General features: G+C 72.4%; 17 protein-coding genes. 10 read left to right on the plus strand and 7 right to left on the minus strand.

The features are described from left to right. On the minus strand, positions 1-557 hold a 557-nt coding region (locus tag E0F75_RS22650), incomplete at its 3' end, for a carboxyl transferase domain-containing protein (RefSeq protein ID WP_308189596.1). Positions 558-644: 87 nt separating this feature from the next. Here E0F75_RS22650 and E0F75_RS22655 point away from each other — a divergent pair. Then, a complete protein-coding gene (locus tag E0F75_RS22655; RefSeq protein WP_187624397.1) occupies positions 645-1253 on the plus strand; it encodes a TetR/AcrR family transcriptional regulator in 609 nt (202 codons plus the stop codon). A 102-nt stretch (positions 1254-1355) separates the two neighbouring features. Beyond that, positions 1356-2129 carry a phosphatase gene (locus E0F75_RS22660; RefSeq protein WP_187624398.1) on the plus strand — a complete coding sequence of 258 codons (774 nt, stop codon included), beginning with the start codon at positions 1356-1358 and terminating at the stop codon, positions 2127-2129. A 302-nt stretch (positions 2130-2431) separates the two neighbouring features. Here the strand turns inward: E0F75_RS22660 and E0F75_RS22665 are convergent, their stop codons facing one another. The 4 genes from E0F75_RS22665 to E0F75_RS22680 all read right to left on the minus strand — a co-directional run bounded on the left by E0F75_RS22665 (position 2432) and on the right by E0F75_RS22680 (position 6650). Next, positions 2432-3379 carry a cation diffusion facilitator family transporter gene (locus E0F75_RS22665; protein WP_187624399.1) on the minus strand — a complete coding sequence of 316 codons (948 nt, stop codon included), beginning with the start codon at positions 3377-3379 and terminating at the stop codon, positions 2432-2434. A 24-nt stretch (positions 3380-3403) separates the two neighbouring features. After that, entirely contained in the window at positions 3404-4273 is an 870-nt protein-coding gene (locus E0F75_RS22670) for an acyl-CoA thioesterase II (RefSeq protein ID WP_187624400.1), read from the minus strand. A 6-nt stretch (positions 4274-4279) separates the two neighbouring features. Next, positions 4280-5437, minus strand: a complete 1158-nt coding sequence (locus tag E0F75_RS22675) for an acyl-CoA dehydrogenase family protein (RefSeq protein WP_187624401.1) — start codon at positions 5435-5437, stop codon at positions 4280-4282. A 70-nt stretch (positions 5438-5507) separates the two neighbouring features. Next, on the minus strand, positions 5508-6650 hold the full coding sequence (locus E0F75_RS22680; protein ID WP_187624402.1) for a helix-turn-helix transcriptional regulator: 1143 nt from the start codon (positions 6648-6650) through the stop codon (positions 5508-5510). A gap of 163 nt (positions 6651-6813) precedes the next feature. On the opposite strand from E0F75_RS22680, the gene E0F75_RS22685 reads away from it, so the two are divergent. Next, positions 6814-7422: a hypothetical protein gene (locus E0F75_RS22685; RefSeq protein ID WP_187624403.1), complete on the plus strand. Its 609-nt coding sequence runs from the start codon at positions 6814-6816 to the stop codon at positions 7420-7422. 189 nt (positions 7423-7611) lie between these two features. Next, a complete protein-coding gene (locus E0F75_RS22690) occupies positions 7612-8634 on the plus strand; it encodes a hypothetical protein (RefSeq protein WP_187624404.1) in 1023 nt (340 codons plus the stop codon). Between the two features lie 197 nt (positions 8635-8831). Here the strand turns inward: E0F75_RS22690 and E0F75_RS22695 are convergent, their stop codons facing one another. Continuing rightward, positions 8832-10430: a PucR family transcriptional regulator gene (locus E0F75_RS22695; RefSeq protein WP_374115428.1), complete on the minus strand. Its 1599-nt coding sequence runs from the start codon at positions 10428-10430 to the stop codon at positions 8832-8834. Between the two features lie 181 nt (positions 10431-10611). On the opposite strand from E0F75_RS22695, the gene E0F75_RS22700 reads away from it, so the two are divergent. The 3 genes from E0F75_RS22700 (at position 10612) to E0F75_RS22710 (ending at position 14996) form a co-directional block, all read left to right on the plus strand. Continuing rightward, positions 10612-12087 (plus strand): sodium:solute symporter, encoded by a 1476-nt coding sequence (locus tag E0F75_RS22700; protein WP_187624406.1) that lies wholly within the window; start codon positions 10612-10614, stop codon positions 12085-12087. Positions 12088-12169: 82 nt separating this feature from the next. Continuing rightward, positions 12170-13147: an agmatinase gene (gene speB / locus E0F75_RS22705; RefSeq protein WP_030325085.1), complete on the plus strand. Its 978-nt coding sequence runs from the start codon at positions 12170-12172 to the stop codon at positions 13145-13147. Positions 13148-13313: 166 nt separating this feature from the next. Further along, on the plus strand, positions 13314-14996 hold the full coding sequence (locus tag E0F75_RS22710; protein ID WP_187624407.1) for a thiamine pyrophosphate-binding protein: 1683 nt from the start codon (positions 13314-13316) through the stop codon (positions 14994-14996). 48 nt (positions 14997-15044) lie between these two features. Here the strand turns inward: E0F75_RS22710 and E0F75_RS22715 are convergent, their stop codons facing one another. Beyond that, the gene (locus tag E0F75_RS22715) at positions 15045-15419 is read right to left on the minus strand and encodes a hypothetical protein (protein ID WP_187624408.1); all 375 of its coding nucleotides are present in this window, start codon (positions 15417-15419) and stop codon (positions 15045-15047) included. Between the two features lie 208 nt (positions 15420-15627). Between E0F75_RS22715 and E0F75_RS22720 the strand changes: the two genes are divergently transcribed. The 3 genes from E0F75_RS22720 to E0F75_RS22730 all read left to right on the plus strand — a co-directional run bounded on the left by E0F75_RS22720 (position 15628) and on the right by E0F75_RS22730 (position 21634). Further along, positions 15628-19383: an ABC transporter ATP-binding protein gene (locus tag E0F75_RS22720; protein ID WP_187624409.1), complete on the plus strand. Its 3756-nt coding sequence runs from the start codon at positions 15628-15630 to the stop codon at positions 19381-19383. Between the two features lie 280 nt (positions 19384-19663). Further along, entirely contained in the window at positions 19664-20089 is a 426-nt protein-coding gene (locus tag E0F75_RS22725) for a hypothetical protein (RefSeq protein WP_187624622.1), read from the plus strand. Positions 20090-20188: 99 nt separating this feature from the next. Continuing rightward, entirely contained in the window at positions 20189-21634 is a 1446-nt protein-coding gene (locus E0F75_RS22730; RefSeq protein ID WP_187624410.1) for a S28 family serine protease, read from the plus strand. The last annotated feature ends 38 nt before the right edge of the window (positions 21635-21672 follow it).

Below are 21672 nucleotides of genomic sequence, written 5' to 3' on the forward strand. Positions count from 1 at the left end.
GCCGCGATCTGCGGGATGCCCGCGCCGGACATCCGGGCCTGGTTGTAGAAGATCCGGCCGAAGTGCTCCCGGTCGGGAAACACCTCGTCCTGCATCGGCAGGAACGCACCACCCGAATCGACCAGATAAAGACACGGGAGACGGTTCTCCAGCGCCACCTCCTGCGCCCGCAGATGCTTCTTCACCGTCATCGGGTAGTACGTACCGCCCTTGACCGTCGCATCGTTGGCGACGATCACACACTCACGACCCGAGACCCGGCCGACACCCGCGATCACCCCGGCCGCCGGCGCCGCATCGCCGTACATCCCGTTCGCCGCGAGCGGCGCCAGCTCCAGGAAGGGGGAGCCGGGGTCGAGGAGGGTGTCGACCCGGTCCCTCGGCAACAGTTTCCCGCGCGCGGTGTGCCGGGCCCGGGACCTCTCACCGCCGCCCAGCGCCGCCGCCGCGAGCTTGGCGCGCAGGACGGCCGCCAGCTCGTGGTGCGCCGCCTCGTTCGCCTGCCAGGCCGGCGAGGCGGGATCCGCCGCACTCGCCAGCACAGGTGCCTGCTGCATCCCTCGAGCTCCCTTGCTCGGTTAATGAGCGTTAACGTATGCCGTTCAGGTTAACGACCGCTAACCGGGTTGTCTAGAATCGAATCCATGACCACGACCCCCGCCACGATCCGGACCGCCACCGGCAGGACCGACGCCCCGACGCGGCGCCAGCAGATCCTCAAGGAGGCCGCCCGCCTCTTCGCCGAGCGCGGCTTCCACGGCGTGGGCGTGGACGAGATAGGAGCCGCCGTCGGCATCAGCGGCCCCGGCCTCTACCGCCACTTCCCCGGCAAGGACGCGATGCTCGCCGAGCTCCTCGTCGGCATCAGCGAGCGCCTCCTCGACGGCGGCCGGCTGCGGGTCGGCGAGACCACCGGCGACCCCGAGGCCCTGCTCGGCGCCCTCATCGACGGCCACATCGACTTCGCCCTCGACGACCGGCCGCTGATCATCCTCCACGACCGCGAGCTGGACCGCCTCAAGGACGAGGACCGCAAGCGGGTACGGCAGCTCCAGCGGCAGTACGTCGAGCTGTGGGTGACGGTGGTGCGGGAGCTGTACCCGGACGCGGGGGAGTCGGAGTCGCGGACGGCGGTCCACGCGGTGTTCGGCCTGCTCAACTCGACGCCGCACCTCGACGCGGTGGGTCGCCGGTCGATGGAGGACCTTCTCCGGCGCCTGGCCCACGGGGCCTTCGGGGCGCTCCAGGGCTAGGGTCTGTCCGGCGGATCAGGGTCGGACACCCCCTGGGGCCCGGCGGGTCCACGGGACGGAACGATTGTCCACAACGGCGGGCCGTCGTCCAGAATGAGCCCCATGCCGATACTCAGCCGCCCTGCCCTTGTCGAGCACCTCGTCCGCACCCGGATCGCGGGAGACGTCGCCACTCCGCGCGACAACAACCTCTCCCACTACCGCAAGCTCGCCAACGGCGACCGGCACTACTGGCTCGGCCTGGAGCTCGGCGACCGCTGGACCGACGAGCAGGACGTGCTCGCCGTGATGGCCGAGCGCTGCGGAGTCATCGACGACCCGGCCCACCGGGCCGGCCAGGACACCATCGACCCCGAGCTCACCGTGGACGGCCTGGAGCGGATGGCCGCCCGGCTCCGCAAGGCCGCCGCCGGCAAGGAGCGGGTCCTCTTCGCGACCGGCCACCCCGGCGCGCTGATCGACGTGCACAGCCGGGTCGCGGCCGGGCTGCGCGCCCAGGGCTGCGACATCGTGAAGATCCCCGGGGGGCTCGTCGCCGACGAGGGGTACGTCGTGCAGTTCGCCGACGTCGCGGTCTTCGAGCGGGGTGCGAGCCTCTGGCACACCCACTCCCCGGAGCCGATGAACGCGATCCTCGACGCGCTCGGCGAGGACGGACGGCCCGATCTGGTGATCGCGGACCACGGGTGGGCCGGGCGGGCGGGGCAGCGGGGGATCGACTCGGTGGGGTACGCGGACTGCAACGACCCCGCCCTCTTCATCGGCGAGGCCGAGGGCACGATGCAGGTCACGATCCCGCTGGACGACCACGTCCTGGACCCGCGCTTCTACGAACCGATGACGACGTACACCCTGAACGCGGCCGGCCTCCTCTGACGACCTGACCGCGCGCCGCGGTGCCCCCACCCCTGCTGTTCCGGGGCACGCGCCCCGTCCCTGCGGCGCCCCTTTGCCGGGCCTAGGCTTCCGCGCCTGAACCCGCACCACAGGTGCGGCGCACAGTCGGGTGCGGGTCCAGGCACAAGGGGCGGAGGCGCCGCCGAGGGCGCCGTCCCGTGTGCCCACCCGTCCCGCCCAGCGGGACGATTGCCCACACGGCGGTGGGGTGGGGCGCGGCGTGTGCTTGCGCAGAGGTGGTGTGGGCGGGGTGGCGCACGGCGTGTGGGGTCCGTGAGTTCTCAGGGGTGGGGGCGGTGTTGGGTCAGGGCTGGGGTGGGGTCCAGGTAGACGCGGCGGATTTGGGGGAAGCGTTCCCGGAGCTGCGACTCCGCGTCCTCGCACGCCCACTCCACCTGTTCCGCCGATGACACGTCCCGGAAGTCGACCTTCGCCGCGATCAGTACCTCCCCGGGCCCTTGGATGAGCGTCGTCAGGTCGAGGACGTCCACCACGTGCGGCACGGAGAGCAGCTCCTCGCGGACCTCGGCCCGTACGTGCTTCGGCAGCGGCCGGCCGATGAGGAGTTCGGCGTTGGAGCGGCCCAGGACCCAGGCCACGTACACGAGCAGCGCGCCGATGAGGATCGACGCGACGCCGTCCCAGACGCCGGAGCCGGTGATCTGGCCGCCGAGGAGCCCGCCCGCCGCCAGCATCAGGCCGGCCAGGGCCGCCGAGTCCTCCATCACCACCGCCTTCACCGTGGTGTCGGGGGTGAGGCGGAGGTAGCGGGCGAAGGGGGTCCGGGCCCGATCCGCCTCGGCCCGCATCTGCCTGACGCCGGTCCGGAGCGAGTAGCCCTCCAGGACGAAGGCGACGCCCAGCACGATGTACGAGACCAGCGGGTCGCCCAGCTCCTCGCCGTGGGTGAGGGTGTGGATGCCGTCGTAGATCGAGAAGACCGCGCCGCCCACGAAGGTCGCCACGGCCGCGAGCATCGCCCAGACGTACCGTTCGCCCGCGTAGCCCACCGGGTGGTCCTCGTCCGCCGGCTTCTCGCTCCGCTTCAGCGCGGTGAGCAGCATGACCTCGGTGACGGTGTCGGCGACCGAGTGGGCGGCCTCCGACAGCATCGCGCTGGATCCGCTGATGACACCGGCGACGGCCTTGGCGGCGGCGATCCCCAGATTCGCCACCGCCGCCACGATCACCGTGAACGTGCTCTCACCGTTCTCCGACTGTTCTGCCATGACATCGGACGCTATGTCCGATCATCAGCGCGGCACGCGAACGACACCCTCCTGGATGACCGAGATCGCGAGCCTGCCGTCCTGTGTGTAGATCCGGGCCTGGCCCAGGCCGCGCCCGCCGGACGCGGTCGGCGACTCCTGGTCGTACAGCAGCCATTCGTCGGCCCGGAAGGGGCGGTGGAACCACATCGCGTGGTCCAGGGACGCCCCGACGACGTCCCCGACGGCCCAGCCGCCCCGCCCGTGCGCGAGCAGGACGGAGTCGAGCAGCGTCATGTCGGAGACGTACGTGGCGAGGACGACGTGGAGGAGAGGGTCGTCGGCCAGCTTGCCGTTGGTGCGGAACCAGACCTGCGAGCGCGGCTCGCGCGGCTCCCCGACCGAGCCCCACGGGGGGACCTCGGCATAGCGGAGGTCGACGGCCGCCCTGGCCTCGATCAGCCGGTCCGCGACCTCGCGGGGGAGGTGACGGGGCAGCATCTCGGCCGGTGTGGGGAGCGACTCCGGGTCCGGCGCGGCCGGCATGTCCGCCTGGTGGTCGAGCCCCTCCTCGTACGTCTGGAAGGACGCCGAGAGGTGGAAGATCGGCTGCCCGTGCTGGACGGCGACGACCCGGCGGGTGGTGAAGGAGCGTCCGTCGCGGATCCGGTCGACGGTGTACACGATCGGCGCGCCCGGGTCCCCGGGCCGCAGGAAGTACGCGTGGAGCGAGTGCGCCAGGCGGTCTGCGGGTACGGTCCTGCCGGCCGCCACCAGGGCCTGGGCGGCCACCTGGCCGCCGAAGACGCGGGGGACGAGCGCGGAGCGGGACTCACCCCGGAAGATGTCCCGCTCGATCCGCTCCAGGTCGAGCAGATCGAGCAGGGCATCCAGGGCGTTGTGTGCGTCGGGCACCTGGACCTAGAGGCCCATCGACTTGGCGATGATCGACTTCATGATCTCGCTGGTGCCGCCGTAGATGCGGTTGACGCGGTTGTCGGCGTACAGGCGCGCGATCGGGTACTCGTTCATGTAGCCGTAGCCGCCGTGCAGCTGGAGGCAGCGGTCGATGACGCGGTGCGCGACCTCGGTGCAGAAGAGCTTGGCGCTCGCGGCCTCGGCCGGGGACAGCTCGCCCGCGTCCAGGGCCTCCAGGGCGCGGTCGGCCACGGCCTCGGCGGCGTCGACCTCGGCCTGGCAGGCGGCCAGCTCGAACTTGGTGTTCTGGAAGTGCGCGACCGGCTTGCCGAAGACGGTGCGGTCCTGCACGTACTCCTTGGCGAAGCGCACGGCGGCCTTGGCCTGCGCGTACGCACCGAAGGCGATGCCCCAGCGCTCGGAGGCCAGGTTGTGGCCGAGGTAGTGGAAGCCCTTGTTCTCCTCGCCGAGGAGGTCCTCGACGGGCACCTTGACGTCGACGAAGGCGAGCTCGGCGGTGTCGGAGGTGCGCAGGCCGAGCTTGTCCAGCTTGCGGCCGATGGAGTAGCCCTCGGACTTGGTGTCCACGGCGAAGAGGGAGATGCCGTGGCGGCGGTCCTCGGCCGTCGGGGCGGACGTACGGGCGCAGACGATCACCCGGTCGGCGTGGACGCCACCGGTGATGAAGGTCTTGGAGCCGTTGAGGACGTAGTGCGTGCCGTCCTCGGAGAGCTTGGCGGTGGTCTTCATGCCCGCGACGTCGGAGCCGGTGCCCGGCTCGGTCATCGCGAGGGCCCACATCTCCTCGCCGGTGACGAACTTCGGCAGGTAGCGCTTCTTCTGGTCGCCGGTGGCGAGCATCTTGATGTACGGCAGGGCGAGCAGCACGTGGACACCGGAACCGCCGAACTGCACACCCGCGCGCGAGGTCTCCTCGTAGAGGACGGCCTCGAACTTGTGGGTGTCCAGGCCCGCGCCGCCGAACTCCTCGGGCACGTTGATGCCGAAGATGCCCAGCTCGCCGAGCTTGTCGTAGAACTCGCGCGGCGCCTGGCCGGCCGCGAACCACTCGTCGTAGACCGGGACGACCTCGGCCTCGATGAAGGCGCGGATGGTCTCCCGGAACGCCTCGTGGTCCTCGTTGAATACGGTACGGCGCACGATGCGACTCCTCCGGTGCCCAGTTGTCTAAGCGCTTGCTCAGTCTGTCGTCAACGAAGTTACCCAGCGGTCACTCGCCCTGTCCAGACTTCTCGCCTGTGATCCAGGCCCGCCCCACGGAGTCGTACGCGTACGCGGGCCGCCCCTTCGCCCCGCTCGTCCGAAAGGGCAGGCCGTCCTCGTCCCCGATCCGGACCGTGCCCCGGCGCCCCTCCGAGCTCCACTCCAGCTCCAGGTACCAGCGGCAGTCGCACCCCGCCGCCCCGGCCGAGACCAGCAGCTCCTCCGGCTCGGCGGCGCTGACCGCGTACGGGAAGGAGACCGCCGGGAGCGTCCGGCCCTCCTGCCCGGAGGCGTCGTACCCGTCCAGCGCCCGCGCCACGGGCCGCGGCCGGTCCAGGTCCACCTCGAAACGGCGCGGCGTCACCGCCCCGCCGCACCCGTCGTCCATCCGGTACGCCGCCCACGGCAGCGGCGCGCCCCGCTCCACCACCCGCACGTGCAGCGCCTGGAGCACCACCGCCGCCGCGCTCTTCCCCTGCACCGACACCCGCACCAGCGTCTCCCCGCCGTCCACGGCCCCCTGCGCCGCCGCCCAGCTCCGCGCGTCGGCCGACTCCGGCGGGGGAGGGGGCGTCCGCTCCACGAGGTAGGTGTGCCCGCATCCGTTCTTCCAGAGGTCCGAGGCGACCGTCCACGTCAGCGGCGCCGGTGGTTCGGCGGCCCGCTCCCGGGTCTTCCCGGGCAGGAGTACGGCTCCGAGCGTCACCGTCCCCACGACCGCCAGCGCCCCGCAGACCACGCCCACCCACCCCCAGCGGTGCCTCCGCCGCTCGGGCGGGAGGCCCGGCACGCGCGCGTGCACGGGTTCCGACTCGGGCTCGGGCGCCGCCTCCGGGGCCGGAGCGGGCGCCGGGTCGGGCTCGGGCGCCGGCTCCGCGCCGGGTTCCGGTGCCGGAGGGCGGCGGGCGCCGTCCGCGCGGGTCCAGGCCACCTCCAGGGCCCGCCGCTCCTCCTCGTCCGCCCCGCACAGCAGGGCGAGGCGGTCGACCACGGCGAACTCCTCCGGGACGGTCGCGCCGGAGCAGTAGCGGTGGAGGGTGGACGCGCTGACGCTCAGGCGCCGGCCCAGCGCCTCGTAACTCCTCCCGTCCCGCGCCTTCAGTGCGCGCACGAGCCGCGCGAACTCCTCGACGGCGGCGTCCTTCGGCATTCCATCCCCCTCGACCCTGCGTCCCACCCTTCACGTCCTTGCACGTCAGCGGGGGTGGAATGGTTCCGGGACGGATGGCGGGCGCGTCACCGTTGCAGGCGGCGGGCGCCGGCCCGACGCTGGTTGAGCACTGACCGAACGACCCGACGGGGGATCCACCACCATGAACAAGCTCCGTACCGCACTCGCCACCACCGCCGCTGCCGCCCTGGGCCTCGCGGCCCTCGCCACGGGCCCGGCGCAGGCCGCCGCCCAGCCCGCCTTCCTCGCCGCGTCCCAGATGCCGCCGTCGTCGACGCCGTGGACCGCCACCCAGGTCTTCGCCGGTGTCCCGGAGAACGGCGGCGCCCTCTGCGCCCCGTACAAGATCCCGGCGCAGAACACCCGCTACCGCGAGTTCAGCACCGAGCTCGACACCAACGGCGTCCAGATCACCACCGTCGCCCGCACCGAGGCCGATGCCGTGAAGCTGGTCGACACCCTCCGCAAGGCCCTCGCCGGCTGCGGGCCCCTCCTTGAGCGGCAGAACCCGGGCCTGCACGCCGTCAGCGCCTCCCACGGCAAGCTCGCCGTCGAGGAGGGCGCCTGGGTCTACAGCCTGGACACCGCCGACCCGCAGGTCGGCAACACCGACATCCACCTCTTCTCGGTGGGCCGTGACGGCCGGACCGTCACGTTCGTCCGGTGGGGTCAGATGGGCGACCTGAAGGACGCGCCGCTGACGGCGTTCAAGGCGACGACGAAGACCGCCGTCAACAAGCTCTGGTCCTGACGCAGCGTCATCACGGCAGATATTGAACTACTCAGAGTGACAGTCAAGTCGCAGAATACCTCCATTCGGGCGATACTGGGAGGTGAGATTCCGACGTAGGCATGCTCGTGTCGAGCCGAGCTGCCCATCCGTCGTCAGGCCGCTGTCGGCCGGGGGGACCGTTTCGAATGTGATGCGAAAGGATGCGTCATGGAACTCGAATCCCTCCCTGATGAGGTCGTCGCCGAGATCGAGGTACGGGATCGCTGGAGGCGCGCATTGGCCCACGACGGCCTGGAGTTCATCTTCACCGACCTCGGGAGATGGCCACTGGGCAAGACGGTGCGGGTCGCGTTCCTCGACGGGAACGACCAGTTGCACGCGGACATCGCGGGAGCGACGAAGCAGATCACCGACGCCTGCAACCTGACACTCGACTTCGGGCAGAACGGGGCCGGAACGTTCCGGCGATGGACCACGGCCGACACCGACTACGCCGCCGAGATCCGGGTCAGCTTCGACCAGTCGGGCTTCTTCTCCCTGGTGGGCACCGACAGCACGGACCGCACCATCGGCGCGGGAGGCGGCCCGGTCGGCGGCAACCCCAACCAGCGCAGCCTGAACCTCGGGCGGTTCGTGTCGAACAGGCCCGTCGACTGGAAGGGCACCGTGCGGCACGAGTTCCTGCACGCACTGGGATTCCACCACTCCCACCAGAACATGCGCGGCACCTGCGAGGGCGAGTTCCGGTGGGAGGACCCGGCCGACTACATCCTCACGCAGGACCCGACCGGTGCCTTCGTGGCGGACGCCCAGGGTCGGCAACCCGGCATCTACACGTTCCTCGCGGGTGCGCCGAACCGGTGGCCGCGCGCGAAGGTGGACCACAACCTGCGCACCGTGAACGACCCGGATCTCGTTCTCGGACCCTTCGACACGAGGTCCGTGATGCTGTACCGGTTCCCGGAGTTCTTCTACAAGTCCACCCCCAGCAGCTGCGCGCCGGCCAGTGACGGGCAGAACCTGTCGGACGGCGACAAGCGCGGTCTCGACCTGCTGTACCCGCACACCGCAGGCGCACTGGCGGACCGTCAGGCCCGCGCCGACGCGGTCCTGGAGTCCCTCGGGACCGGTGCCGAGGGGACTCCCGCCTCCAACGGCGGCGGCCTGGCGGAGGCGTACCGCAGCCGGGTCGAGGAGCTGGCTGCCGCCCAGGCCGCGGGCGTTCACTGACCCGGCCGAGCAGCACGAGCGGCTCCTCGGTGAGTCGCAGAGCGGAGGACTCGAGCACGCCGACGGGGGTGGCGTGCCGAGTCCTCCGCGTCCCGAGTCCTCGGCGTCCCGAACGCCTGATCACGCAACTGGGGCGACGCCCGAACCGGCCGCCGCGACACCGGGGCGGATTCCGGTGGAGTCCTCGGCCCCTCCCCTCAGAGGGACTTGAGCGCGAACCACAGCTCCATGCGCACGTCCGGGTCGTCCAGGTCCCGGTCCAGGAGGGCGGCGCAGCGGGTGATCCGCTGGCGGACGGTGTTGCGGTGGATGTCCATCGCGGCGGCCGTCCGGTCCCAGCCGCCGTGCAGCGAGAGCCAGACGCGCAGGGTCTCGGCGAGGGGTTCGCTCAGCGGGGCGAGGAGGGCGCGCGCGTGGGCGGTGGCCTCGTCCGGGTCCACCAGGGCGGCGATCCCGCCCGGGCGGTGCCGCACCAGATCCGCCCCGGTCGCCTCCGCCCGCCGCAGGGCTCGCGCCGCCTGCGCGTCGGCCGCCGCGAGCTCGCCCACCTCCACCGGGGCGCTCACCCCGAGCGTCCAGCCGGACTGAGCGGTGACGGGGGAGGGGGCGGGCAGGAGCAGGCGTACGGCTCCGAGCGCGGCCCCTGCAGCGGTACCGCCCGAGCCCGCAGCCCCCGGGGCCGTGCCGCTTGAGCGGGCCGCGCCTGGAGCCGTACCTCCCGAGCCGGCGGCCCCTGCTGCCGTGCCGCCCGAGCCCCCGGCCCCTGGAGCCGTACCTCCCGAGCCCGCCGCCCCCGGAGCCGTACCGCCCGTGTCCAGCAGCGGTGTGCCCAGGGCCGCCGCCAGGCCCGCCGCCGCGAACGGGGTGCCGTCGCCGCCCGAGGCGTGGACCACAGTCCACGGGCCCGGGCCCAGTGCGCCCGCGATCTCCGCCGGGGCCGTGCCGAGCAGGAGCCGGACCAGGGCCCCGTCCCGTACGGTCGCGTCCGCGCCCCGGTGCGGGGCCGTCAGCAGGGACAGCAGGACGACCGCGACCCCCGCGATCGTGTGGTCCCCGGGGCCGCGCCGCTCCGTCGCCACCCCGAGCGTCAGCCCGTCCCCGCCGCCGAGCGCGTACGCGGCGAGCCGGAGCCCGCCGCCGTCCCCGCTCGCCGAGGCCGGGCCGCCCGGGCGCGGGCCGAGGACGCCCGCGAGGTCCCGCAGCGCCCGGGTCACCTCCTCCGGCACCTCACGGCCGGCCGCCACCGACTCCGTACCGTCCGCCCCGAAGAGCACCGCCCGTCCCCCGAGTCGTGAGGCGAGCGCGCCGAGCACCGCCGGGACCGGGGCCGGCCGGGCCGCGGCCGCCGCCAGGGACTGCTGCGCCTCCGTCACCCGGCGGAGCTCGTGCAGCCTGGCCTCCGCCATCAGCCGCCACAGCGCCCGCGCCACCGCCGTGAACGGGGTCCTCGGCGGCACCTCGACCAGCGGCAGACCGTGCCGGGCGCAGGCCTCGACGAGCTCCGCGGGGACCGTGTCGTACACCGGCGTCACGCCGAAGGCGAGCGCCGCCGCCCCCGCCTCCACCACCCGCTCCACGTAGTGCGCCGGGTCGGCGAGCAGCACGCCTGCCGTCATGAGCAGCTCACCGCCGAGTAGGTACGGATACGGGTCGGCCATCTCCGAGGTGTGCACCCAGTGGATCGAGACGTCCTCGGGACCGGCGAGCAGCCGCAGCCCGAGGTCCCGCCGGGCGAGCAGCGCGGCCAGCGAGACCGGCGGCGCGGGAGGGGTGGCGGCGGGCTCGGCGGAGGTCATGGTCATGGGCCCTTCGTACACCCCCCGCCCGGTCAGTGGAGGAAACGTACACTTCATCGTCGCTTTCCGGCCACCTACTGTCATGGCATCCAGAGGCCGCGGGTACGGGCGGATGTCCCCGCGATCAGCTTCCGGTCACTCCCCTGCACGACACGCCACCGAGGTGAACGAAGGAGGCCCCATGGCCGTCGACTACACAGTGATCGCCCTGTACCTGGCCGGCATGCTCGCGATGGGCTGGTGGGGCATGCGCCGTGCCAAGTCCAAGAGCGAGTTCCTGGTCGCCGGGCGCCGCCTCGGTCCCTGGATGTACTCCGGCACGATGGCCGCCATCGTCCTCGGCGGTGCCTCCACCATCGGTGGCGTGGGCCTCGGCTACAAGTACGGCCTCTCGGGCGCCTGGATGGTCTTCGCCATCGGCCTCGGCCTGCTCGCGCTGAGCGTGTTCTTCTCCGCCCGGATCGCCCGGCTGAAGGTCTACACCGTCTCCGAGATGCTCGACCTGCGCTACGGCGGCCGGGCCGGCGTCATCTCGGGCGTCGTCATGTGGGCGTACACGCTGATGCTCGCGGTCACCTCGACCATCGCGTACGCCACCATCTTCGACGTCCTCTTCGACCTGCCCCGGACCCTCGCGATCGTCCTCGGCGGCACCATCGTCGTCGCCTATTCGACGCTCGGCGGCATGTGGTCCATCACCATCACCGACATGGTGCAGTTCGTGGTGAAGACCATCGGCGTGCTGCTCCTGCTGCTGCCGATCGCCGTCGTCAAGGCGGGCGGCTTCGCCGAGATGAAGGCCGCGCTGCCCACCTCGTACTTCGAGCCCCTCGGCATCGGCGGCGAGACGATCTTCACGTACGTGCTGATCTACACCTTCGGCATGCTCATCGGCCAGGACATCTGGCAGCGGGTCTTCACCGCCCGCACCGACAAGGTCGCCAAGTGGGGCGGCACCGTCGCCGGCACCTACTGTCTCGTGTACGCCCTGGCCGGAGCCGTCATCGGTACGGCGGCGAAGGTGCTCTACCCGAACCTGCCGAGCGCCGACGACGCCTTCGCCACCATCGTCAAGGACGAGCTGCCGATGGGCGTCCGGGGCCTGGTCCTCGCCGCCGCGCTCGCCGCCGTCATGTCGACCTCCTCCGGCGCGCTGATCGCCTGCGCCACCGTCGCCAACAACGACATCTGGTCGCGGCTGCGCGGAACCGTGTCGGTGGACAAGGACGACCACGACGAGGTGAAGGGCAACCGCGTCTTCATCCTGATCATGGGCATCGCCGTCATCCTCATCGCCATCGCCCTCAACGACGTCGTCCAGGCCCTCACCGTCGCCTACAACCTGCTGGTCGGCGGGCTCCTCGTGCCGATCCTCGGCGGACTGCTCTGGCGCCGCGGCACGGTCCAGGGCGCGCTCGCCGCGGTCACCGTCGGCGGCCTGGCTGTCATTGGCCTGATGTGGACTTACGGAATCTTGGCAAATGAGCCTGTTTACTATGGTTTGTTGGCCTCGCTCGCCGCATATGTGATCGTTTCCCTGTCGACCCGTCCGACGGACGCCGCCGTGCTCGCGCACTGGCGCGCCCGCCTCGCGGGCCGGGAGACCCCCGAGGCCGACCCGACGCCGGAGACCGTTCCGGCCCCCGCGACCGGCTGACCGCACCGAGACTCCCGGACGGGGCCCCGAGACCCGAGGCCCCGACCGGACCCCCACCGATACATCCCAGGAGGACCCGACCATGAGCAGCAGCGACCAGAACACCCCGCGCGGCCCGATCGACTCGTCCCGCATCCCGCGGTACGCCGGTCCCGCGACGTTCGCCCGGCTGCCGCGGCTCGACGAGGTCGGCACCGCCGACATCGCCGTGGTCGGCGTCCCCTTCGACAGCGGCGTCTCCTACCGCCCCGGCGCCCGCTTCGGCGGCAACGCCATCCGCGAGGCCTCCCGCCTGCTCCGCCCGTACAACCCGGCGCAGGACGCCTCCCCGTTCGCCCTCGCCCAGGTCGCGGACGCCGGTGACATCGCCGCCAACCCGTTCAACATCAACGAGGCCGTCGAGACGATCGAGGCCGCGGCGGACGACCTGCTGAACTCCGGCGCCCGCATGATGACCCTCGGCGGCGACCACACCATCGCGCTTCCGCTGCTCCGCTCCGTCGCCAAGAAGCACGGCCCCGTCGCCCTGCTCCACTTCGACGCGCACCTCGACACCTGGGACACGTACTTCGGCGCCGAGTACACCCACGGCACCCCGTTCCGCCGCGCCGTCGAGGAGGGCATCCTCGACACCGAGGCGCTCTCCCACGTCGGCACGCGCGGCCCGCTGTACGGCAAGCAGGACCTCACCGACGACGAGAAGATGGGCTTCGGCATCGTCACCTCGGCGGACATCTACCGCCGCGGCGCCGACGAGGTGGCCGACCAGCTGCGCCAGCGCATCGGCGACCGCCCGCTGTACATCTCCATCGACATCGACTGCCTCGACCCGGCCCACGCGCCGGGCACCGGCACCCCGGAGGCGGGCGGCATGACCTCCCGCGAGCTCCTGGAGATCCTCCGCGGCCTCTCCTCCTGCAACCTGGTGTCGGCGGACGTCGTCGAGGTCGCCCCGGCCTACGACCACGCCGAGATCACCGCGGTCGCCGCCTCCCACACCGCGTACGAACTGACGACGATCATGTCCCGCCAGATCGCCGAGAGCCGCGCCGCGAAGTAGTCGCCCCCGCCAGGCGCGGCGCGCGCCGCGCCTGGCCATCGGGCCTGGTTGTGGGCAATCGTTCCGCAGGGCTGGGGGCACCCCCAGGCGAAGCTCTGGGGGAGGGTGGGCACAACCCGACCACCGGGCCGCACCCGACCGACCGAGCCACGCCCCGAGGGACCTGATGACCCACGACCACGACCTGGTACTCCGCCCGACCGCCGCGCAGACGACCGCCGCGCTCAACCCGCCCGCAGGGCGGAACGGCGGTGACCTCGTCGTCGAGACCCTCACCGGCCTCGGCGCCACCACCGTCTTCGGCCTCCCGGGCCAGCACGCGCTCGGCATGTTCGACGCCCTGCGCCGCTCCGCCCTCCGGTACGTCGGCCTCCGTGTCGAGAACAACGCGGGCTTCGCCGCCGACGCGTACGGCCGGATCACCGGCGAGGCGGCCCCGCTGCTGCTCTCCACCGGCCCCGGCGCGCTCATGTCGCTCGCCGCGCTCCAGGAGGCGGCTGCCGCCTCCGCGCCCGTCCTCGCGATCGGCAGCCAGATCCCGGTGGCCGGCCTCGGTGGCGGCCGGCACGGCTACCTGCACGAGCTGCGCGACCAGCAGGCGTCCTTCCGGGACATCGTGAAGTCGGTCCACACGGTCCGTACGCAGTCCCAGATCCCGTCGGCCATCGCCGCGGCCTGGGAGTCGGCGCTCACCGCCCCGCACGGGCCGGTCTGGGTGGAGATCCCGCAGGACGTGCTCCTCGCGGAGACCACCCTGCCGGTCGTGACGGCGATGGACGCGACGCCCGAGGACATCGCCCCGCGCCCGGAGCTGACGGCGGTCGCCGCGTACCTCCTGGCGAACGCCGAGCGCCCGGCGATCATCGCGGGCGGCGGGGTCGTCCGCTCCGACGCCTCGGGCAAGCTGCTCGCGCTCGCGGAGCGGCTCGACGTCCCCGTGGTGACGACCTTCGGCGGCAAGGGCGCGTTCCCCTGGGAGCACCCGCTGTCGCTGCAGTCCTGGCTGGAGGACCGGCACACCACCGACTTCCTGGAGGACGCGGACGTCCTGCTCGTCGTCGGCTCGGGGCTCGGGGAGCTGTCCTCGAACTACCACACGTTCGCGCCGCGCGGCCGGGTGATCCAGATCGAGGCGGACGCCGGGAAGCTGGAGTCCAACCACGCGGCGCTCGGCATCCACGCGGACGCCCGGCTCGCGCTCCAGGCACTCCTGGAGACGGTGCCGGAGCGCCGGGACGCCACCGCTCCCGAGCGGGTCTCGGCCGTCCTGACGAAGGTCCGGGACCGGATCGCGGCGCAGGACCTGGGCCTGGAGCAGCGCATCGTCGCGGCGGTACGGGAGGCGCTCCCGGAGCGGTCCCCGAGCTTCTGGGACATGACGATCCTGGCGTACTGGGCGTGGTCGGCCTTCGACGCGAAGCACCCGAACACGATGCACTCCGCGCAGGGCGCAGGCGGCCTCGGCTACGGCTTCCCGGCGGCGCTCGGCGCGGCGGCGGCGGACCCGAGCCGGCCGGTGCTCGCGGTGTCCGGCGACGGCGGCGCGATGTACTCGATCGCGGAGCTGGCGACGGCGAAGCAGTACGGCCTCGACGTGACGTGGCTGATCGTGGACGACGGCGGCTACGGCATCCTGCGCGAGTACATGACGGGCGCGTTCGGCGAGGCCACGGGCACGGAGCTGTCCCGCCCGGACTTCGTGGCCCTTTCGGAGTCCTTCGGCGTCCCGGCGACCCTGACGACCCCGGAATCCCTGACGGCGGACCTCGCGAAGTCCCTCGCGACCCCGGGCCCGTCGGTGGTCGTCCTCCCGGCCCTCCTCCGCATGTTCGAGCCGACGCACCTCTGACGGTGCCGAGCCGGTGGCCCGGACCCGGAAGGGCCGGGCCACCGGGGCTCACCCGACGAGTCCCTCCCACGCCTTCCGGTACTCGGCGAGCCGCGCCTCGTACCCCTGCCGGAACTCCTTCGCCTCCCGGGGGGTGAGTCCCTCGCGGGACATCCGCTCCGGCCGTATCAGCCTTCCCGCGTCGGCGAAGACCACGGCGGCCGCCTCCGCCACGGTTCCGCCCTTCTGCCGGGCGGCGAACACCTGGACCCCGACCGCCCGCAGACACTCCTCGAAGACGCTGCGCGGCTTGCCGGCCGTCCGCTCCAGCTCCGCCTCGGGGGCGGGGTCGACCCTCCCGGCCACCGCGAGCCCCCGCAACGCGAGCAACGCCGCGTACAGCTGCCCCCACGCGTACGGCCTGCCGTCCTCGATCCGCGTCACGTACGACCCCTTCTCCCCGGGCACCCTGCGAGACCACCCCGCACTCCCTGTCCCCATACCCATCCCGAGGCCCCCTCGCGCGCCGGGGCCGTCCGTGAGGTCCTAGGACCAGAGACCGGACCTTCTCCCCGGTTTGTTGCGGCGGGATGAAATCGCAGCCCACCCGTGTTGGGGCTTCCGGTAGAGCAGGACGAACGGGAGGCCACTCGTGGCGGCGGTCGGGGAACAACAGCAGGGCTGGGCGCGAAGGCTCGCCGGGTACGCGTGGCGGTACAAGGCGAACACGTTGCTCGCGCTCGGGTCCTCGCTGGCCGGTATGGCCGTGCTCGCCCTCGTGCCGCTGGTCACCAAGGTGATCATCGACGACGTCATCGGGGCGAAGACCCGGGACCTCTCCGTCTGGACCGGCCTCCTCATCGGCGCCGCCGTCCTCGTCTACGCCCTCACCTACGTCCGCCGCTACTACGGCGGCCGCCTCGCCCTCGACGTCCAGCACGACCTGCGCACCGACATGTACGCCACCATCACCCGGCTCGACGGGCGGCGGCAGGACGAGCTGTCGACCGGGCAGGTGATCGGGCGGGCCACCAGCGACCTCCAGCTGATCCAGGGTCTGCTGTTCATGCTTCCGATGACGATCGGGAACGTTCTCCTCTTCCTCATCTCGCTGGGCGTCATGGCCTGGCTGTCCCTGCCGCTCACCCTCGTCGCCCTCGCCGTCGCCCCCGCCCTCTGGTTCATCGCCAAGCGCAGCCGTACCCGCCTCCACCCCGCCACCTGGCACGCGCAGCAGCAGGCCGCGGTCGTCGCCGGGGTCGTCGACGGGGCCGTGACCGGCGTCCGGGTCGTCAAGGGCTTCGGCCAGGAGGACCAGGAGACCGGCAAGATCCGCGAGGCCGGGCGGAAGCTGTTCGCCGGCCGGCTGCGGACGATCCGGCTGAACTCGCGGTACACCCCGGCCCTCCAGGCCGTCCCCGCCCTCGGCCAGGTCGCCGTCCTCGCCCTCGGCGGCTGGCTCGCCTACCGCGGCCAGATCACCCTCGGCACCTTCGTCGCCTTCTCCGCCTACCTGGCCTCCCTCGTCGGCCCGGTCCGCATGCTCGCCATGGTCCTCACCGTCGGCCAGCAGGCCCGCGCCGGCGTCGAGCGGGTCCTCGACCTCGTCGACACCGAGCCGGCCATCGAGGACGGGACCAAGGAGCTGCCCGCCGACGCGCCCGCCACCGTCGAGTTCGACGACGTCTCGTTCGGATACGAGGACGCCCACGGCAGGACCAGCCCCGTCCTCGACGGGTTCTCGCTGGAGATCCGCGCCGGCGAGACCGTCGCCGTCGTCGGCGCCTCCGGTTCCGGCAAGTCCACCGTCTCCCTCCTCCTCCCGCGCTTCTACGACGTCACCCACGGCGCCGTCCTCGTCGGCGGCCACGACGTCCGCGAGCTCACCCTGGACTCGCTGCGCGCCGCGATCGGCCTCGTCCCCGAGGACTCCTTCCTCTTCTCCGACACCGTCCGCGCCAACATCGCGTACGGCCTCCCGGAGGCCACCCAGGAGCAGATCGAGGCGGCCGCCCGCGCCGCCCAGGCGGACCGTTTCATCGCCGAGCTGCCCGAGGGGTACGACACCAAGGTCGGCGAGCACGGCCTCACCCTCTCCGGCGGCCAGCGCCAGCGCGTCGCCCTCGCCCGCGCGATCCTCACCGACCCCCGGCTGCTCCTCCTCGACGACGCCACCTCCGCCGTCGACGCCAAGGTCGAGCACGAGATCCACGAGGCCCTGAAGTCGGTGATGGCGGGCCGTACGACCCTGCTCATCGCGCACCGCCGCTCCACCCTCGGCCTCGCCGACCGCATCGCCGTCCTGGAGGACGGCCGGCTCGCCGACATCGGCACCCACGCCGAGCTGGAGGAGCGCTCGCCGCTCTTCCGCCGCCTGCTCACCGACCCCGACGAGCTGGGCGCCGTCTCGCCCGGCCACCTCACCCCGGCCGAGCTCCCCGAGGACCGCACCCTGCGGGCCGAACTGGACGCCGAGTTCGACGCCGAGCGCGGCCTCACCCCCACCCTGTGGGTACGGGACGAGACCACCGACCGGGAGAGCGACGCGCCCGGGGCCACCCCCGAGCTGCTCGCCGCCGTCGAGGCGCTGCCGCCCGCCACCGACATCCCCGGCATCGACGAGGGCCGCGCCGTCTCGCCCGAGGACAGCTACGGTCTGCGCCGGCTGCTCCGCGGCTTCGGCGCCCCGCTGCTCATCAGCCTCGGCCTGGTCGCCCTCGACGCGGGCGCCGGTCTGCTGCTCCCGGTCCTGATCCGGCACGGCATCGACGAGGGCGTGAACCGGCTCGCGATCGGCGCCGTCTGGGCGGCCTCCGCGCTCGCCCTGGTCACCGTGCTCGTGCAGTGGGTCGCACAGACCGCGGAGACCCGGATGACCGGCCGTACCGGCGAGCGGGTCCTCTACGCGCTGCGCCTGAAGATCTTCGCCCAGCTCCAGCGGCTCGGTCTCGACTACTACGAGCGCGAGCTCACCGGCCGGATCATGACCCGGATGACCACGGACGTGGACGCCCTGTCGACGTTCCTGCAGACGGGCCTGGTCACCGCCTTCGTCTCCGTCGTGACCTTCTTCGGGATCATGGTCGCGCTGCTCGTGCTGGACCTCCAGCTCGCCCTGGTCGTCTTCGCGACCCTGCCGGTCCTCGCCGTCGCCACGTACTACTTCCGCCGCTCCAGCGTGAAGGCGTACGAGCTGGCGCGCGAGCGGATCAGCGTCGTCAACGCCGACCTCCAGGAGTCCGTCTCCGGCCTCCGGATCGTGCAGGCCTTCCGCCGCGAGCAGTCCGGCGCGGCCCGGTTCGCCGAGCGCAGCGACCACTACCGCGAGGCGCGCGTCCGCGGCCAGTGGCTGATCTCCATCTACTTCCCGTTCGTCACCCTGCTGTCCTCGGTGGCCGCCGCGGCCGTCATGATCGTCGGTGCGAACCGCATCGACGGCGGCACGCTCACCACCGGCGCCCTCGTCGCCTACCTCCTCTACATCGACCTGTTCTTCGCCCCCGTGCAGCAGCTCTCACAGGTCTTCGACGGCTATCAGCAGGCCGCCGTGTCGCTGAAGCGGATGCAGGAGCTCCTCCAGGAGCCGACGTCGACGGCCGCCGCGCCCGCGCCCCTGGACGTGCTGTCGCTGCGCGGCGAGATCGCGTTCGAGGACGTCTCCTTCGCGTACGGCGGCGAGGACGGCGCCCCGAAGGACGAGACCGCCCTCACGGGCATCGACCTGCGCATCCCGGCCGGTCAGACCGTCGCGTTCGTCGGCGAGACCGGCGCGGGCAAGTCCACCCTGGTCAAGCTGGTCGCCCGGTTCTACGACCCGACGGGCGGCCGGGTCACCGCCGACGGCACCGACCTGCGCGACCTCGACCTCACCGCGTACCGGCACCGGCTCGGCGTCGTCCCGCAGGAGGCGTACCTCTTCGCCGGGACGATCCGCGACGCCATCGCGTACGGCCGTCCCGAGGCGACCGACGCCGAGGTGGAGGCGGCGGCCCGCGCGGTCGGCGCCCACGACATGATCGCGACCCTCGACGGCGGCTACCTCCACGAGGTCGCCGAGCGGGGCCGCAACCTCTCGGCCGGTCAGCGCCAGCTCATCGCCCTCGCCCGGGCCGAGCTCGTCGACCCGGACGTCCTGCTCCTCGACGAGGCCACGGCGGCCCTGGACCTGGCCACCGAGGCCCAGGTCAACCAGGCCACCGACCGCCTCGCCGGCCGCCGCACGACCCTGGTAGTCGCCCACCGGCTGACCACCGCCGCCCGCGCCGACCGGGTGGTCCTCATGGACCACGGCCGGGTCGCGGAGGACGGCACCCACGAGGAGCTGCTCGCCCTCGACGGCCAATACGCGACGCTGTGGCGGACGTTCATCGGCGAGACCGTGGACGAGGAGGAGCCGGAGCGGGTGTGAGCACCCGCCCGCCCGGCAGGTGAGTACCCGGGCGGATACCGGAGCACGGACGGGCGGGGTGGGACGGGGGCATGAGCCCCGAGCCCCGCCCCCGCGCCGCCTCGCCCGTCCCGGCCCCGAGGTCCGCCGGGCGGCGTTCTGGACCCGGCTCGGCGCCGAGGGCATCTTCCTGATCTTCCTCCTCACCGCGTTCTCGCAGCGGGCGCCCAGGGCGGAGGCAACCGTTCCGGGGCGGGCTGCGTCGTACGCCTGTACGCCGATCCACTCGGGAGGGGAACGCATGCCCACGGACCCGCAGCACCCACGACGTGGCCCACGGCTGCTCGCCCGAGTCCTCGCGCCGCTCCTCGCCGCCCTCGTCCTCGTCCTGACCCCGGCCACCCTCGTCCCCGGCGCCGCCGCCGACACCGCCGAGGCCGTCTCCGTCTGCCAGGGCCGGCCCACCCGGACCCTCACCTTCGCCACCGGCGAGCTCCGCCTCTACCGGACCCGCCACTACGCCTGCGCCGTCACCGTCGCCAAGCGCCCCGGCGCCCGCCGCCCGATGGCCGTCTCCCTCCAGCCGCGCGGCGGCCGGCCCGCCGTCCGGGCCGGACGGTTCGACCGGCAGGCCGGGCCCGTCACCGTCCACGCCCTCAACCGCTGCGTCCGGGCGAGCGGTTCGGTGGCCGGAGAAGGCACGTCGATCGGCTGGATCCTGTGCTGATGTACAGGAAAGTCCAAGAGTAAGGATCAACTGGGGCTGGCGGTCCACACGTTGCCCCCGCTAGGTTCGCGACACCGTTGTGAACCAAGGGGAGGGTGAATGCGCAAGTCGCTGAGATGGGCGCTGTCGCTTTCGGTGCTCATAGGCACCGTGGCACCGACCGGCGTGGCTACCGCCGCGGACACGGACACGGGCAGCACGGCCGTCGTCGACTCGCAGAGCACGGACATCAAGGACCGCATCCTGGCGATCCCCGGGATGAGCCTGATCGAGGAGAAGCCGTACGCGGGCTACCGCTTCTTCGTCCTGAACTACAAGCAGCCGATCGACCACCGGCGCCCGTGGGCCGGCACGTTCGACCAGCGGATCTCCGTCCTCCACAAGGACACGAGCCGCCCGACCGTCTTCCGCACCAGCGGCTACTCGCTGAGCACCACCCCGAGCCGCGCCGAGCCGACGCGGATCATCGACGGCAACCAGGTCTCCATGGAGTACCGCTTCTTCACGCCGTCCCGCCCGCAGCCCGCCGACTGGTCGAAGCTCGACATCTGGCAGGCGGCCAGCGACCAGCACCGGATCTTCACCGCGCTGAAGAAGATCTACGGCCAGAAGTGGCTCTCGACCGGCGCCTCCAAGGGCGGCATGACCGCCACCTACTTCGAGCGCTTCTACCCGCGTGACATGGACGGTGTCGTCGCCTACGTCGCCCCGAACGACGTGGTCAACAAGGAGGACTCGGCCTACGACCGGTTCTTCGAGACCGTCGGCACCAAGGAGTGCCGCGACCGTCTGAACAACCTGCAGCGCGAGGCCCTCGTCCGCCGCGCGCCGCTCGAGGCCAAGTACAAGGCGTGGGCCGAGTCGGAGGGCGTCACCTTCAACACGGTCGGCACGCTCGACAAGGCCTTCGAGGCCGTCGTCCTCGACTTCGTGTGGGGCTTCTGGCAGTACTACGGCGAGGACGTCTGCGACCAGATCCCGGTCGCGAAGACCGCCACCGACGACGAGGTGTACGGCACGATCGACGCCTTCTCCGGCTGGGCCGCCTACACCGACCAGGGCCTGGAGCCGTACACGCCGTACTACTACCAGGCGGCGACCGAGCTCGGCTCGCCCACGATCAAGCAGCCGCACCTCAAGGGCCTGAGCCGCTACGGCTACCAGCCCGCGAGCAACTTCGTGCCGCGCGAGATCCCCATGAAGTTCAAGCAGCACGCCATGCGTGACGTGGACGACTGGGTCCGCAAGAACGCGAACAAGATGCTGTTCGTGTACGGCGGCAACGACCCGTGGGGCTCCGAGAAGTTCCACCTGGGCAAGAGCGCGCGCGACAGCTACGTGTACGTGGCGCCGGGCGCCAACCACGGTGCGAACGTCGCCGGGCTCGTCGAGGCCGAGCGGAACAACGCCACCGCCCGCATCCTCGCCTGGGCCGGCGTCCCCGCCCCGGCCGTCCAGGCGGCGCAGCCGCTGGCCCGCTTCGACGCGCGCCTCGACCAGCAGGTCGACGAGGACGCGACGAAGGAGCACGGCCTGCGGCCGTAACCGCTTCGAGGGGGGTGGGGTGCGCCCGGCGGCGCACC

The organism is Streptomyces sp. CB02980, from assembly GCF_014451325.2.
Taxonomy (GTDB): Bacteria; Actinomycetota; Actinomycetes; order Streptomycetales; family Streptomycetaceae; genus Streptomyces.

What these genes read in the sequence shown, in the direction of transcription:
- E0F75_RS22655 (WP_187624397.1), top strand. Translation starts at nt 645, where the DNA reads ATGACCACGACCCCCGCCACGATCCGGACCGCCACCGGCAGGACCGAC.
- E0F75_RS22660 (WP_187624398.1), top strand. Translation starts at nt 1,356, where the DNA reads ATGCCGATACTCAGCCGCCCTGCCCTTGTCGAGCACCTCGTCCGCACC.
- E0F75_RS22665 (WP_187624399.1), bottom strand. Translation starts at nt 3,379, where the DNA reads ATGGCAGAACAGTCGGAGAACGGTGAGAGCACGTTCACGGTGATCGTG.
- E0F75_RS22680 (WP_187624402.1), bottom strand. Translation starts at nt 6,650, where the DNA reads ATGCCGAAGGACGCCGCCGTCGAGGAGTTCGCGCGGCTCGTGCGCGCA.
- E0F75_RS22685 (WP_187624403.1), top strand. Translation starts at nt 6,814, where the DNA reads ATGAACAAGCTCCGTACCGCACTCGCCACCACCGCCGCTGCCGCCCTG.
- E0F75_RS22690 (WP_187624404.1), top strand. Translation starts at nt 7,612, where the DNA reads ATGGAACTCGAATCCCTCCCTGATGAGGTCGTCGCCGAGATCGAGGTA.
- E0F75_RS22695 (WP_374115428.1), bottom strand. Translation starts at nt 10,430, where the DNA reads ATGACCTCCGCCGAGCCCGCCGCCACCCCTCCCGCGCCGCCGGTCTCG.
- E0F75_RS22700 (WP_187624406.1), top strand. Translation starts at nt 10,612, where the DNA reads ATGGCCGTCGACTACACAGTGATCGCCCTGTACCTGGCCGGCATGCTC.
- speB (WP_030325085.1), top strand. Translation starts at nt 12,170, where the DNA reads ATGAGCAGCAGCGACCAGAACACCCCGCGCGGCCCGATCGACTCGTCC.
- E0F75_RS22710 (WP_187624407.1), top strand. Translation starts at nt 13,314, where the DNA reads ATGACCCACGACCACGACCTGGTACTCCGCCCGACCGCCGCGCAGACG.
- E0F75_RS22725 (WP_187624622.1), top strand. Translation starts at nt 19,664, where the DNA reads ATGCCCACGGACCCGCAGCACCCACGACGTGGCCCACGGCTGCTCGCC.
- E0F75_RS22730 (WP_187624410.1), top strand. Translation starts at nt 20,189, where the DNA reads ATGCGCAAGTCGCTGAGATGGGCGCTGTCGCTTTCGGTGCTCATAGGC.